The 13,852-nt window shown below is 39.9% G+C and carries 15 protein-coding genes; 13 read left to right on the top strand and 2 right to left on the bottom strand.

Going from position 1 to position 13,852, the window contains the following annotated elements:
- Nucleotides 1-67: 67 nt before the first annotated feature.
- The gene (queA, locus tag F9B91_RS03865) at nt 68-1,096 is read right to left on the bottom strand and encodes a tRNA preQ1(34) S-adenosylmethionine ribosyltransferase-isomerase QueA (RefSeq protein WP_150922554.1); all 1,029 of its coding nucleotides are present in this window, start codon (nt 1,094-1,096) and stop codon (nt 68-70) included.
- Between the two features lie 149 nt (nt 1,097-1,245).
- On the opposite strand from queA, the gene F9B91_RS03870 reads away from it, so the two are divergent.
- The 10 genes from F9B91_RS03870 (at nt 1,246) to F9B91_RS03915 (ending at nt 8,370) form a co-directional block, all read left to right on the top strand.
- Nucleotides 1,246-1,953 carry a glucosamine-6-phosphate deaminase gene (locus F9B91_RS03870; protein WP_150922555.1) on the top strand — a complete coding sequence of 236 codons (708 nt, stop codon included), beginning with the start codon at nt 1,246-1,248 and terminating at the stop codon, nt 1,951-1,953.
- A gap of 150 nt (nt 1,954-2,103) precedes the next feature.
- Entirely contained in the window at nt 2,104-2,280 is a 177-nt protein-coding gene (gene rpsU / locus F9B91_RS03875) for a 30S ribosomal protein S21 (protein WP_000048054.1), read from the top strand.
- 235 nt (nt 2,281-2,515) lie between these two features.
- Nucleotides 2,516-3,454, top strand: coding sequence for an HPr(Ser) kinase/phosphatase (hprK, locus tag F9B91_RS03880; protein WP_049516049.1), 939 nt, complete (start codon nt 2,516-2,518; stop codon nt 3,452-3,454).
- Entirely contained in the window at nt 3,447-4,235 is a 789-nt protein-coding gene (lgt, locus tag F9B91_RS03885) for a prolipoprotein diacylglyceryl transferase (protein WP_150922556.1), read from the top strand. The genes hprK and lgt overlap by 8 nt, the downstream gene beginning before the upstream one ends.
- The gene (locus tag F9B91_RS03890; protein ID WP_000895044.1) at nt 4,236-4,619 is read left to right on the top strand and encodes a DUF948 domain-containing protein; all 384 of its coding nucleotides are present in this window, start codon (nt 4,236-4,238) and stop codon (nt 4,617-4,619) included. It begins immediately after the preceding gene.
- A gap of 15 nt (nt 4,620-4,634) precedes the next feature.
- Nucleotides 4,635-5,024, top strand: a complete 390-nt coding sequence (locus tag F9B91_RS03895; RefSeq protein ID WP_023946290.1) for a YtxH domain-containing protein — start codon at nt 4,635-4,637, stop codon at nt 5,022-5,024.
- Between the two features lie 83 nt (nt 5,025-5,107).
- A complete protein-coding gene (gene hemW / locus F9B91_RS03900; protein WP_023946292.1) occupies nt 5,108-6,238 on the top strand; it encodes a radical SAM family heme chaperone HemW in 1,131 nt (376 codons plus the stop codon).
- Between the two features lie 3 nt (nt 6,239-6,241).
- Entirely contained in the window at nt 6,242-6,979 is a 738-nt protein-coding gene (locus F9B91_RS03905; RefSeq protein ID WP_150922557.1) for an acyl-[acyl-carrier-protein] thioesterase, read from the top strand.
- A 10-nt stretch (nt 6,980-6,989) separates the two neighbouring features.
- Nucleotides 6,990-7,763, top strand: coding sequence for a TIGR01457 family HAD-type hydrolase (locus F9B91_RS03910; protein ID WP_000875447.1), 774 nt, complete (start codon nt 6,990-6,992; stop codon nt 7,761-7,763).
- Nucleotides 7,753-8,370, top strand: coding sequence for a TIGR01906 family membrane protein (locus F9B91_RS03915; RefSeq protein WP_150922656.1), 618 nt, complete (start codon nt 7,753-7,755; stop codon nt 8,368-8,370). The genes F9B91_RS03910 and F9B91_RS03915 overlap by 11 nt, the downstream gene beginning before the upstream one ends.
- Nucleotides 8,371-8,512: 142 nt before the next feature.
- On the opposite strand, the gene F9B91_RS11295 is transcribed toward F9B91_RS03915, so the two are convergent.
- On the bottom strand, nt 8,513-9,412 hold the full coding sequence (locus F9B91_RS11295) for a helix-turn-helix domain-containing protein (RefSeq protein WP_191962409.1): 900 nt from the start codon (nt 9,410-9,412) through the stop codon (nt 8,513-8,515).
- A gap of 192 nt (nt 9,413-9,604) precedes the next feature.
- On the opposite strand from F9B91_RS11295, the gene F9B91_RS03925 reads away from it, so the two are divergent.
- The 3 genes from F9B91_RS03925 to F9B91_RS03935 all read left to right on the top strand — a co-directional run bounded on the left by F9B91_RS03925 (nt 9,605) and on the right by F9B91_RS03935 (nt 13,652).
- Nucleotides 9,605-10,648, top strand: coding sequence for an endo-beta-N-acetylglucosaminidase (locus tag F9B91_RS03925; RefSeq protein WP_150922558.1), 1,044 nt, complete (start codon nt 9,605-9,607; stop codon nt 10,646-10,648).
- A gap of 19 nt (nt 10,649-10,667) precedes the next feature.
- Nucleotides 10,668-11,768, top strand: a complete 1,101-nt coding sequence (locus F9B91_RS12155) for a hypothetical protein (RefSeq protein WP_045597016.1) — start codon at nt 10,668-10,670, stop codon at nt 11,766-11,768.
- 345 nt (nt 11,769-12,113) lie between these two features.
- Nucleotides 12,114-13,652 carry a DUF6287 domain-containing protein gene (locus tag F9B91_RS03935; protein WP_033686778.1) on the top strand — a complete coding sequence of 513 codons (1,539 nt, stop codon included), beginning with the start codon at nt 12,114-12,116 and terminating at the stop codon, nt 13,650-13,652.
- The last annotated feature ends 200 nt before the right edge of the window (nt 13,653-13,852 follow it).

The raw sequence follows: 13,852 nt of genomic DNA on the forward strand, positions 1-13,852 counted from the left end.
CCATTACAAAACGCATACTATCAGGATTTATAAAACCTTGATAATATGCGCTTTTTGATTGTGAAAATTAGTAGATAAACATGGCATCGCCAAAACTGAAGAAGCGGTAGTGTTCTTGGATGGCATGGTGGTAGGCATCTAAGACTAATTCACGGCCGGCAAAGGCAGAAACCAACATGACCAGAGTTGATTTTGGCAGGTGGAAGTTGGTTGAGAAGGCATCCACGACCTTCCACTCATACCCAGGTTTGATAAAGATATTGGTCCAGCCAGAATCTGCTTGGATTTGCCCATCAAACTTGGAACCAATAGTCTCCAAAGTGCGTATAGAAGTGGTTCCGACAGCGATGACACGCCCCCCATTTTCCTTAACAGAGCGAAGAGTGGCAGCCGCTTCCTCAGAAAGCTGGTAGAATTCTGAGTGCATTTCGTGTTCGTCCAGATTGTCAACTGAAACGGGTCTAAAGGTTCCAAGTCCGACATGAAGAGTCAGATAGACCAGATGAACACCCTTAGCTTGGATTTCTGCCAGCAGTTCTTTGGTGAAGTGCAGTCCAGCAGTTGGTGCAGCAGCAGAGCCACTTTCCTTGGCGTAGACGGTTTGATAGCGTTCACGGTCATCCAGTTTTTCATGGATATAAGGCGGTAGAGGCATTTCACCCAGACTTTCCAAAACTTCTAGGAAAATTCCTTGGTATTCAAAGCGGACAATGCGGCCCCCGTGAGTCAATTCTTCCGTAACAACAGCGCTGAGACGGCCATCACCAAAGCTGACACGAGTACCGACCTTGAGGCGTTTGGCAGGTTTAGCCAGAACTTCCCACTCATCTCCATTAGTATTTTTAAGCAGGAGAAGTTCCACATGACCTCCAGTTTCTTCCTTTTGACCATAGAGGCGGGCAGGGAGAACTCGGGTGTCGTTCATAACAAGGGCGTCACCAGGTTCCAGCATATCAATAATAGAGTGGAAGTGTTTATCCTGCATTTCTCCAGTATCACGGTTGACAATGAGGAGTTTGGAAGCATCTCGTTTTTCAAGGGGCGTTTGGGCAATCAATTCCTCGGGTAAGTGGAAATCAAAATCAGCTGTATTCATATATCTGTTCATTCTTTCTAAGTTCTAATCCTATCCATTATAACATGTTTCAAGTATAGTCGCTCTTTTTTAGAAAATAAATCGTTTTCACTTGACAAAAATTGGTCTATACCATATAATGAATATAGATTAAAACGGAGGATGAAAAGATGAAAGTTATTAAAGTTGAAAACCAAGTCGAAGGTGGAAAAGTAGCTTTTGAGATTTTGAAGGAAAAATTGGCCAATGGTGCTCAAACATTAGGACTTGCGACAGGAAGCAGTCCACTTGAATTTTACAAGGAAATCGTTGAGAGTGACCTTGATTTTTCAAATCTAACCAGTGTGAACCTTGATGAGTATGTAGGGCTTGATGGGGACAATCCGCAGTCTTATCGTTACTTCATGCAGGAAAACTTGTTCAACCAAAAACCATTTAAAGAAAGCTTCTTGCCTCGTGGGGTTAAGGACAATGCTGAAGAAGAAGTAGAACGCTACAATCAAATTTTGTCTGACCATCCAGTTGATCTCCAAATCTTGGGGATTGGTCGCAATGGACACATCGGCTTTAACGAGCCAGGAACTCCATTTGATAGTCAAACGCATCTAGTAGAACTTGACCAGTCTACTATTGAAGCCAATGCTCGCTTCTTTGACAAGATTGAAGACGTTCCAACTCAAGCCATTTCAATGGGAATTAAAAACATCTTGGATGCCAAGTCAATTATTCTCTTTGCTTACGGTGAGTCGAAAGCAGAAGCCATTGCCGGAACAGTGTCTGGCCCAGTGACTGAGAATCTCCCAGCAAGTAGCCTACAAAACCACTCTGATGTGACGATCATCGCAGATGCAGAAGCGCTAAGCTTGTTAGAAAAATAAAAAATCAGCACCCTTCAGTTTTTCTATTTAATGCTTTCAAGACTTGTATAAATGGAAGAAAAAATCAAAATTAAACCGGATTTTTTCTTGACAATTATTCCTTTTACGTGTAAAATAGAATAGATCTTGAACTTGAAGGGAGTGAAAAAAATGTCTAAAACAGTAGTACGTAAGAATGAATCTCTTGACGACGCACTTCGTCGTTTCAAACGTGCGGTTACTAAAGCTGGTACTCTTCAAGAAACACGCAAACGTGAATTCTATGAAAAACCTTCTGTAAAACGTAAACGTAAATCAGAAGCAGCTCGTAAACGTAAAAAATTCTAATTAGAAATGAAAGGCTGGAGAAATCTAGTCTTTTTTCTCTTAATACTCTTCGAAAATCTCTTCAAACCATGTCAACGTCGCCTTGCCGTACTCAAGTACAGCCTGCGGCTAGTTTCCTAGTTTGCTCTTTGATTTTCATTGAGTATAAATAAATACTTCAAAGCCTGCAAAAATCTGAAACTTCTAAGGACAATTTGATATAATAGTAAAAAGAACTCGATTGAAGGAGGAAATGATGTCGGTTTTAGTAAAAGAAGTGATTGAAAAGCTCAGACTAGACATTGTCTATGGCGAACCAGAATTACTTGAAAAGGAAATTAATACCGCGGACATTACGCGACCTGGTCTTGAAATGACGGGCTATTTTGACTATTATACGCCTGAGCGAATCCAACTCTTGGGAATGAAGGAGTGGTCCTATCTCGTTTCGATGTCCTCTCACAACCGTTACCAAGTCTTGAAAAAAATGTTTCTACCTGAGACACCTGCGGTCATTGTTGCTCGTGGTTTGGTGGTTCCAGAGGAGATGCTAAAGGCAGCCAGAGAATGTAAGATTGCCATTTTAACCAGCCGTACGGCAACCAGTCGTTTATCTGGAGAGTTATCTAGTTATCTGGATTCACGTTTAGCAGAACGGACCAGTGTGCACGGTGTCTTGATGGATATCTATGGAATGGGTGTCTTGATTCAAGGTGATAGTGGCATCGGTAAGAGTGAGACAGGTCTAGAGCTTGTCAAACGTGGTCACCGCTTGGTAGCCGATGATCGTGTCGATATCTTTGCCAAGGATGAGATTACTCTTTGGGGTGAACCAGCTGAAATCTTGAGACACCTGATTGAAATTCGTGGGGTTGGGATTATCGATGTCATGAGCCTCTACGGTGCGAGTGCCGTCAAGGATTCTTCACAAGTCCAGCTGGCTGTTTATTTGGAAAATTACGATACACATAAAACTTTTGATCGTCTTGGAAACAATGCAGAGGAAATAGAAATTTCTGGCGTAGCCATTCCTCGTATCCGCATTCCAGTGAAAACAGGTCGTAATATCTCTGTCGTGATTGAGGCTGCTGCCATGAATTATCGTGCCAAGGAAATGGGCTTTGATGCGACGCGTTTGTTCGAAGAACGCTTGACCAATCTCATTGCTCAAAACGAGGAGGTGCCTAATGTTTGATCCAATTGCGATTCATCTAGGCCCTCTAGCCATTCGATGGTATGCCTTGTGTATTGTAACAGGCTTGATTCTTGCGGTTTATTTGACCATGAAAGAAGCACCTAGAAAGAAGATCATACCAGACGATATTTTAGATTTTATCTTGATAGCCTTTCCTCTGGCTATTTTAGGAGCTCGTCTCTATTATGTTATTTTCCGTTTTGATTACTATAGTCAGAACTTGGGAGAAATTTTTGCCATTTGGAATGGTGGTTTGGCTTTTTACGGTGGTTTGATAACTGGGGCTATTGTACTCTATATCTTTGCTGATCGCAAACTCATCAATACTTGGGATTTTCTAGACATTGCGGCGCCAAGCGTCATGATTGCCCAAAGTTTGGGTCGCTGGGGCAATTTCTTTAACCAAGAAGCCTATGGTGCAGCAGTGGATAATCTGGATTATCTACCTGGCTTTATCCGTGACCAGATGTATATTGAAGGGAGCTACCGTCAGCCGACCTTCCTTTATGAGTCTCTTTGGAATCTACTTGGCTTTGCCTTGATTTTGATATTGAGACGAAAATGGAAGAGTCTCAGACGAGGTCATATCACTGCCTTTTACTTGATTTGGTATGGTTTCGGTCGTATGGTCATCGAAGGCATGCGAACAGATAGCCTCATGTTCTTTGGCCTTCGAGTGTCTCAATGGCTATCAGTTGTTCTTATCGGACTGGGTATTTTTATCGTTCTATATCAAAATCGAAAGAAGGCCCCTTACTATATTTCAGAGGAGGAAAACTAAATGTTAGAAGTTGCATATATTCTTGTAGCCCTTGCTTTGATTGTATTTTTAGTGTATTTAATCATTACTGTACAAAAGCTTGGACGTGTTATCGATGAAACAGAGAAGACGATTAAAACCTTGACTTCAGATGTGGATGTGACCTTGCATCATACCAATGAATTGCTGGCTAAGGTCAATGTCTTGGCAGATGATATCAATGTCAAGGTGGCAACGATTGATCCACTCTTTAGTGCAGTGGCAGATTTATCTCTATCTGTTTCAGACCTCAATGACCATGCGCGTGTCTTGAGCAAGAAAGCTTCTTCAGCTGGTTCAAAAACACTTAAGACTGGTGCAAGTTTGTCAGCCCTTCGTGTAGCAAGTAAATTTTTCAAAAAATAAAAAAGGAGAATTCTTATGGGTAAACTATCCTCAATCCTTTTAGGAACCGTTTCAGGTGCAGCTCTCGCCTTGTTTTTAACAAGCGACAAGGGCAAACAAGTTTGCAGTCAGGCTCAAGATTTTCTAGATGATTTGAGAGAAGATCCTGAGTATGCCAAGGAGCAGGTCTGTGGAAAACTGACAGAAGTCAAGGAGCAGGCTACAGATTTTGTTCTTAAAACCAAAGAACAGGTTGAGTCAGGTGAAATCACTGTGGACAGTGTCCTTGCTCAAGCCAAATCATGTGCTCGTCAAGCGACAGAAGCATCAAAAGATCGATTCAATAATCTCAAGGAGCAATGGCAAGAAAAGGCTGAAACTCTTGATGAATCAGAAGAGATTGTTATTGACATAACAGAAGAATAAACCATCACCATCTCTGGACGGACTATGTATCTGGGGATGGTGATTTTTTTCTCGTAGCCTGTCTTTGTGGTATAATAATTACTATGCAGAAAAAACCAACGTCAGCCTATGTGCACATCCCATTTTGTACCCAGATTTGTTATTACTGTGACTTTTCAAAAGTTTTTATCAAGAATCAGCCGGTAGATAGTTATTTGGAGCATTTGCTGGAAGAGTTTCGTTCTTATGACATTCAAAAGTTACGAACCCTTTACATCGGTGGTGGGACGCCAACGGCTTTGTCAGCACCGCAATTAGAGGTGCTCTTAAATGGCTTGACTAAAAATCTAGATTTGTCAGTCTTGGAAGAGTTGACCATTGAGGCCAACCCAGGCGATTTGGATGCAGATAAGATAGCTGTTTTGAAAAACTCGGCTGTCAATCGTGTTTCGCTAGGTGTGCAAACTTTTGATAACAAAATGCTGAAAAAGATTGGGCGCAGTCATTTGGAGAAGGACATTTATGAAAATATCGACCGCCTGAAACTGGCTGGTTTTGACAATATCTCTATTGACTTGATTTATGCACTGCCTGGTCAGACTATGGAGCAAGTTAAGGACAATGTGGCTAAGGCCATTGGGCTGGATATTCCCCATATGAGTTTGTATAGTTTGATTTTGGAAAATCATACGGTCTTTATGAACCGTATGCGACGAGGGAAATTGCCTCTGCCTAAGGAGGAACTTGAGGCTGAGATGTTTGAGTATATCATCGCAGAGCTGGAGCGAGCTGGTTTTGAACATTATGAGATTTCTAATTTCTCAAAGCCTGGTTTTGAAAGTCGCCACAATCTCATGTACTGGGACAATGCTGAATACTATGGCATCGGTGCTGGGGCCTCTGGTTATGTAAATGGAGTACGCTATAAAAATCATGGTCCCATTCGTCATTATCTTAATGCAGTTGAGGAAGGCAATGCTCGCATCACAGAAGAGCACCTGAGTCAAAAAGAGCAAATGGAAGAAGAAATGTTCTTGGGACTCCGCAAGAAATCAGGGGTTTCCATGGCGCGATTTGAGGAAAAATTTGGACGGTCTTTCGATGGACTTTATGGAGAAATTGTCAGAGAATTGGTTCAACAAGGTCTCATGCAAATAGATGGTGACCGAGTTCGTATGACAAAAAGAGGTCTCTTTTTAGGAGACACCGTAGCAGAACGATTTATTTTGGAGTAGATGATGGGCTTAACTTATCGAATGAAAATGAAAATTCCTTTTGATATGGCTGATATGAACGGTCATATCAAGCTTCCAGATGTGATTTTGCTATCCCTTCAAGTTTCAGGGATGCAGTCGATTGAGTTAGGAGTTAGTGATAAGGCCATTTTGGAAGAGCATAATCTGGTCTGGATTATCACAGAATACGATATTGAGGTGGTTCGTTTGCCTCGTTTTGCGGAAGAAATTACCATCGAAACGGAAGCTTTGAGCTACAATCGACTTTTTTGCTACCGTCGCTTTACTATTTATGATGAAGAGGGATGGGAACTCATCCACATGATGGCGACCTTTGTTCTCATGGATCGAGATAGTCGAAAAGTCCATGCTGTCGAACCTGAGATTGTGGCTCCTTACCAGTCTGATTTTGATAAAAAGATCATCCGTGGACCAAAGTATGAGTCCTTGAACGAGCCAATTAGCAAGGATTACCATGTTCGTTTTTACGATTTGGATATGAATGGTCATGTCAATAACAGTAAATACTTGGACTGGATTTTTGAAGTGATGGGAGCAGATTTTTTGACCCAGTATATTCCCAAGAAAATCAACCTCAAGTATGTAAAGGAAGTTCGACCAGGTGGGGTGATTACATCGGCTGTTGAACGGTCTGGACTGGAAAGCAAACATGAGATTACAAGCGACGGTGCTACCAATGCCCAAGCTATCATCACTTGGCAAGAAATGAAGAAGGATTAGGAAGAAATAGATGAAATATAAAGGCTATTTAATTGATTTAGACGGAACGATTTATAAGGGAAAAGACAGAATCCCAGCTGGAGAGGCTTTTGTCCACGAATTGCAAAAGCGAGACATCCCCTATCTCTTTGTGACTAACAATACAACCCGCACTCCAGAGAGTGTTCAGGAGATGTTGGCTCAGAATTTTAATATTGATACGCCTCTATCGACTGTCTACACAGCGACTTTGGCGACTATCGACTATATGAACGACTTGGGGCTTGAAAAGACAGTATATGTCATCGGAGAATCAGGGCTCAAGGAAGCCATCAAGGCGGCTGGATATGTGGAAGACAAGGAAAATCCTGCCTATGTGGTAGTAGGGCTGGACTGGCAAGTCGACTATGAAAAATTTGCGACAGCAACTCTAGCTATTCAAAAGGGTGCCCACTTTATCGGAACCAACCCTGACCTCAACATCCCGACAGAACGAGGGCTTTTGCCAGGTGCTGGTTCACTGATTACGCTACTTGAAGTAGCAACACGAGTGAAGCCTGTTTATATTGGAAAACCAAATGCTATCATTATGGACAAGGCGGTTGAGCACTTAGGTTTGGAACGTGAAGAGTTGATTATGGTTGGAGATAACTATTTGACTGATATTCGAGCTGGGATTGATAATGGCATTCCAACGCTCTTGGTGACGACAGGTTTTACCAAGGCAGAAGAAGTAGCAGACCTACCAATCGCACCGACTCATGTGGTTTCTAGTCTTGCGGAGTGGAACTTTGATGAAAACTAAACTGACCTTTTGGAGCTCTATGCTTTTTCTCCTCTCCCTCTCAATCCTTTTGACCATTTATTTGGCTTGGATTTTTTATCCGCTGGAAATTCAGTGGCTGAATTTGACCAATCGGGTCTATCTAAAACCAGAAACCATTCAATACAACTTTTATATTTTGATGAATTATCTGACCAATCCTTTTAGTCAGGTCTTGCAGATGCCTGATTTTCGTTCGTCAGCAGCTGGTCTGCACCACTTTGAGGTGGTCAAGAATCTCTTCCACTTGGTTCAGATAGTATCTCTAGTGACACTGCCAAGTTTCTATTTCTTTGTCAAAGGGATTGTGAAAAAAGGCTTTTTATCTCTATTTAGTAAAGGGCTTCTGGCTCTAGTGGTCTTGCCTTTGCTGATTGGGCTTGGGGGAGTTTTGATTGGTTTTGACCAATTCTTTACTCTTTTTCATCAAATTCTCTTTGTGGGGGATGATACCTGGCTTTTTGACCCAGCCAAGGATCCAGTGATTCTGATTTTGCCAGAGACCTTCTTCCTTCATGCCTTCCTCCTCTTTTTCGCCCTTTATGAAAGCTCCTTTGGCTTTCTTTATCTGAAAAGTCGTAGGAAGTGAGATTTTCGATGTAGATTCATCATAAAAAACAGCCGAAATGGCCACAGTTGGTTCCTAACTGCAGCTATATCGGCTGTTTTTCTAACTTCTTCCCTGTTTATCGAATCTGCCTCTACCTGCCAGTAGCAACTCAGCCCAGAGTTTATGACCAATCAATTCCAGTTTTATTGAGCATTTTGACTTGTTGATAGAAGATGTCTCTCAATTGAGAAATAGTTTGGTCCAGGAAAAGACCATTCAGACTGTCCAGATAGGCTAAAATCTGACTTGCCAGTTCTATTCCCTCCTTCTTATCTTGTCTGAGCAAATTATAACATTCTTGCATTTTAATTTGAATAAATGCTTCTTGCAATACTCCTTTTAGGGAATGTAATTCCTTAATTCTATATACATCAATTTTGTCCACTAAATTTTGGGCAAGTTGGTAATGCCCATTTCGAGAATAGGTTCGGATGATGGTTAAGAGTGTCGATAGAAGCATTCGTTTTTGTATGAAATCAACAAATGTTTCTTTTAGCAAAGCAAGAGCTGTTTTTGCAATTTGTTGAAGTGTTTCTGTAGGAAAGTCAAAATATTCAACTAAAAGTGCAAATAAGGTGTAATCCAGTGAAAGCCAGTAGTTTAGTTGAAATAAGGCAGTCTTAGCCCGATTGAGGATAATCCAATCTTCTTTCAACAAATTCTCCTTATTCCTAAACATTCCTAAAGATTGGATATAGGCATAATCAGTGCAATAGGTATTAGATTCTAATATTTGAATCCATTCTAGCATCTTAGTTTGTGTTGTGAACCCAGTTTTTATAGCTTCGGAAAGTGAAGGATCCTGATACTGATAACGCATAAGCAACATTATAACATCATGGGTATCATGGATTTTGAGATTTTCTAGGATTTTGAAGTAGGTGTCAACCTTGATGGTTGTGATGCCTTTTTCAAATTTACTGAGGTTGTTGGGACTAATGGCTGTGCCAGCAGCTTCTTTTAGAGTAAAGCCCCTCTCCTCTCGGATTTGTTTGATAACTGAACCAAAATTTATTTCCATTTTACTAATCTCCTTGTGATTTTACTTTATTATACACTATTTCAACTAGATAAGAAAAAAACAACAAAAAGATACGATATTGAGAAGTTTTGTAAGGGATTTCGGCGAAAAACTATTTTTTTCGTCGTTTTTCTTCACTAGTAGGAAAAGTATGCTATAGTATAGGGGAATAATATTTAAAGGAGTTTGTCTATGAAATTCAAACCAGTTTTGTTTGCTAGTTTAGCAGTAGCAACACTAGGAGCTACTACAGTTCTTGATACAGAAGGAAACCTGCCCTTCTCATCACAGGTTGTTCATGCAGATTCGAGTGATATCGTGGGGATTAAAAAACATGATGTGAAAATTACACTAAAACAACATCCTACATTAGAGAAATTAGATATCACGGCTACGATTGATAGTTTACCTAGAGGAGTATACAGTAATTCTATTAGTAGTGTTTTTGGTTTTTTTAAAAATGTTAACACTGGTGAACTTCATCAATATATTCTACCAAATATGTCGTTCACTTCTTATGAATTGTCAGTTTCAAGAGAGTTTTATTGGAATAATGATAATTTGATATCTTTAGCAGATGGAGATTATTGGATTGTGTATTCTGATACATTAGAGGATACAGAAGGTGCTCCTCGCTATGAACACCGTTACTACGGACAGTCTGAAATTGTAACGATTAAAGATCATAAAATCGTTAGTATCGGTGGACGAGGACAAGCTGCAACCCAACCACAAACACTTGCTACATCTAGCAGCTCAGCTTCTGGGAAAAATGGCTGGTCAGGTAACTCTTACTACCAAAATGGCAACAAGGTCTATAGCAAGTGGATTTATGATTACCAATATAAGTCTTACTTCTATATCGATGCTGCGGGTAACTATGTTCAAAATGCTTGGGTGGGCAATTACTACCTCAAATCTGGCGGTTACATGGCACAAAATGAGTGGGTATATGATAAAAACTATGGAGCCTATTACTATTTGACTGGTGAAGGTAGCTATGCTCGTAGTTCTTGGGTCGGTAACTATTACCTCAAAGCAAATGGTAAAATGGCCAAGAGCGAATGGATTTATGACAGAAATTATAGAGCATACTATTACCTAACAGGTGAAGGTAGTTATGCACGTAATGCTTGGATTGGTGATTATTACCTTAAATCTAATGGTAAGATGGCCGTTAGTGAACGAACTCCAGATGGCTATCGAGTAGATGGTTCAGGTAAATGGATTCGTTAGTAGGAGATGATGGTAATTTATGATGAAAATGAAAACAGTATTAGTATCGGCCTTGTTTATTTTTGCCGTAGGCACTGCAGCTCTCGTTAACGTTCAGGAAGTAATGGCTGCCACTCCTAAACTTGCTAAATCAGACTACGATCCTGCTAAAGTTAAGAATTTAAAAGTACAGATGAATTTGAGTCAAGATACAAGTTCGGGAAAATTAAAGATTACAGCTAGTATTGATACCTTCCCGGAAGGAATGAATGAGGTTTCTATTCCCTTCTTCTTATTTAATGTTAAAACTCAAGTGACTGAAAAGTTCCCTGGATTAGCTGATGCTATTTTTACACCTAGTCAACCAAGCGTGACAAGGGAATATGATATGAATCAGGCTAATTTGAATGCTTTTGCGGATGGCGAGTATCGAATTGTTTTGAGAGATTGGAAACAGCCTCCGTATGGTTACTATCGTTATTATGGTCACACTGAGATTGTTACCATCCAAGACCATAAAATGGTTGGAACAGGTACTCATATCGATCAGGCAAAAAATGGCTGGTTCGGTAATTCATACTATAAAAATGGAGTTAAAGCAAGAAACGAATATATTCGCAGTTCTGATAGAAGAGGAGTATATTATGTAGATTCGGATGGTAACTTGGTTGAAAATAAATGGTTTGGGAATTTCTACTTTAAACCTGGTGGTTTAATGGCACAGCAAGAGTGGATTTACGATAAAAATTATGGGGCCTGGTACTATATATTAGCTCAATCAGGATATGTAAAAAACGCTTGGATTGGGAATTACTACCTCAAATCTGATGGTAAAATGGCTCAGAGTGAGTGGATTTATGATAATTACTATAAATCATATTACTATTTAACATCAAATGGAAGCTACGCTCGAAACGCTTGGATTGGAAATTACTATCTCAAATCTAATGGTAAAATGGCCAAGAGTGAGTGGATTTATGACAGAAATTATGGAGCTTATTATTACTTAACTAGTGAAGGTAGCTATGCCCGCAATACTTGGGTAGGCGATTACTATCTTAAAGCTAACGGTAAGATGGCTGTTAATGAACGTACACCAGATGGTTACCGTGTAGATGGCTCAGGTAAATGGATTCGCTAGTAAGATATTGGTTGAAATAAAAACGAGAGAGCCTAATCTGTATGAGAAAAGGAATCCTTTTAGGAAATAATCTTAAAAGGATTTCTCTGTGTTTGAAATAAAACTATGAGTACCAATTTCTGTTATAACCATGCCACTATCATCATTCTTGTATTTTTGTAATTTACTTGCTACAATGGATAAAACAGTGTCTTCAATTACCAACTATGCTATTTTGACTTTCAACATGGTCGTCCTGGTTTAGGTTATATTGTTTACATTTTTGGATGGATCTTATTTGGCTATTATTTGGTGGACAAAAAATGGATACAATCAGAAAGGAATCATTGAGAAGATTTGAAAAAGATGAAAAAGTATTTACGATATAGTATTGTTTTCCTAGTTGCCCTGCTTTTTTTAGGGGCTTGTGGAAAGAAGGAAGAATCCTCTTCAGAGGTAATGGATCAGATTGATATTGCGAATTCTCTTGAAACAGACAATTTTGATGAGTGGTATCGTTCTTTTGGAACGATTGAACATTTATCAGGTGAGATGCCCTTATTTGGAACCATTGATCTTGGTTATAATGGTCAGGCCATTATTGTAAGAGATGGAAAAGAGATGTTGCATGGCCGTGATCGTGGTGGAATGATGAAAGGTCAATTTACGATTAAAAAGTATGCAGGGGACACGAAGATCACGACCATTGATTACGAGCTCGACAAAACATATGTTGTTGGAAAGACCTATTCCAAAACAACAGTCCTACCAGAAGTTGAGGTATCGCTTTCTATATCTCAGGAAGAGATTGACCGCATTGAAACAGACTTTAAAGATCAGTCCTATACTTTTTATGGCTACAAGGACCCTAACGGCTATCTGATTTTGACAGATGGTAAAGAAGATAAACCAACAGTCTATCTTTATAAGCTGGAGCAACCCATGGAATTGAAAGTCACTGCCGAAAAGGCTGCGGTTCGTAAGGAACCACTCTATGATTCAGAAGTGTTCACTGAACTCAGCAAGGATCAAAGAATAACGGCTTCTAATTCGGTTGCTGGAGAGAGAAAAGATAGAGGCCATATTTGGTACCAAATTGATGTAGAAGGTAAAACTGGTTTTATACTGCAAGCGGATATTATCGATCCTAAAACAAATCATTACCCTACCAATATGATTGCTACGAGACGTTCATTTAAGGTACCGGAAATCTTGAATGGAAATTTGCATCTAATAGCAGATACCTGGGTTAATGCTGCGGGTGAAGAAATCACTATCAAACCAGATGGCAGTATGAGTAACGGAGATCGCTTGCAAATAGGATCAGAGAAAGTAGATATAGCTGCACTGATTGTTGGAAGAACAGAAGAAGGTGTCCTTGTTTATCCAGCTAATACACCAAGTCATTCTCAAGGTGGCCGGTCAGATAGTAGTAAGGATCGGATAGCCTTCTCAAATAGTCCATTTATTCCAACAGATAAGTTTTTCTACAGAAAATCAGATGGCATAACAACTTTTGATAATACAAGCTCTCAGAATGGTACTAATCAGGAGACGTCTCAGAGTTCGAGTCGTGAACCTGTAGTTGGTAATCCTTCTGTTCGAAATCCTCAAAAGGATGAAATATCACTAGTAGCAGGTAGTTGGTCAAGGACTGGTTCAGAACCTAAAAACTGGATTATTCATGATTCTGGCTTAGTCAATAAATATGAACGAATCTTTTTGTCCAAGAACCAAGAAGGAGCAGTTGGAAAGAGATTTGAGATTGGAAGACGAGCAACAACACCTGTACTCTTTATACCGGCAGGAACGCCTCACGGTGCGTCAGATTCATCCAAAGACCGTCTATTCTTTGAGGAATTTGGAAAATCAGATAGAGCTGAAGATTATTACTATCGAGATTAGAAGATACGTTTAAAAGTAAAATAGTGTCGCAAGATTGTGGCGTTCTTTTTTGTGATCCCAATACTTCACTATATAAGTCCCCAAGAATGAATTAATCAAATCCAAAAAGAGTTAATCGTTCGCAAACAGTCTATTTTTCTTGAAAAAATAGGCTTTTTTTCTAAAAATCTCTAGTCAAGCGCTTTATTTTTTTGTATAAT

Origin of the sequence: Streptococcus mitis (genome assembly GCF_008763935.1) — a bacterium.
GTDB classification, from domain to species: Bacteria; Bacillota; Bacilli; order Lactobacillales; family Streptococcaceae; genus Streptococcus; species Streptococcus mitis_DB.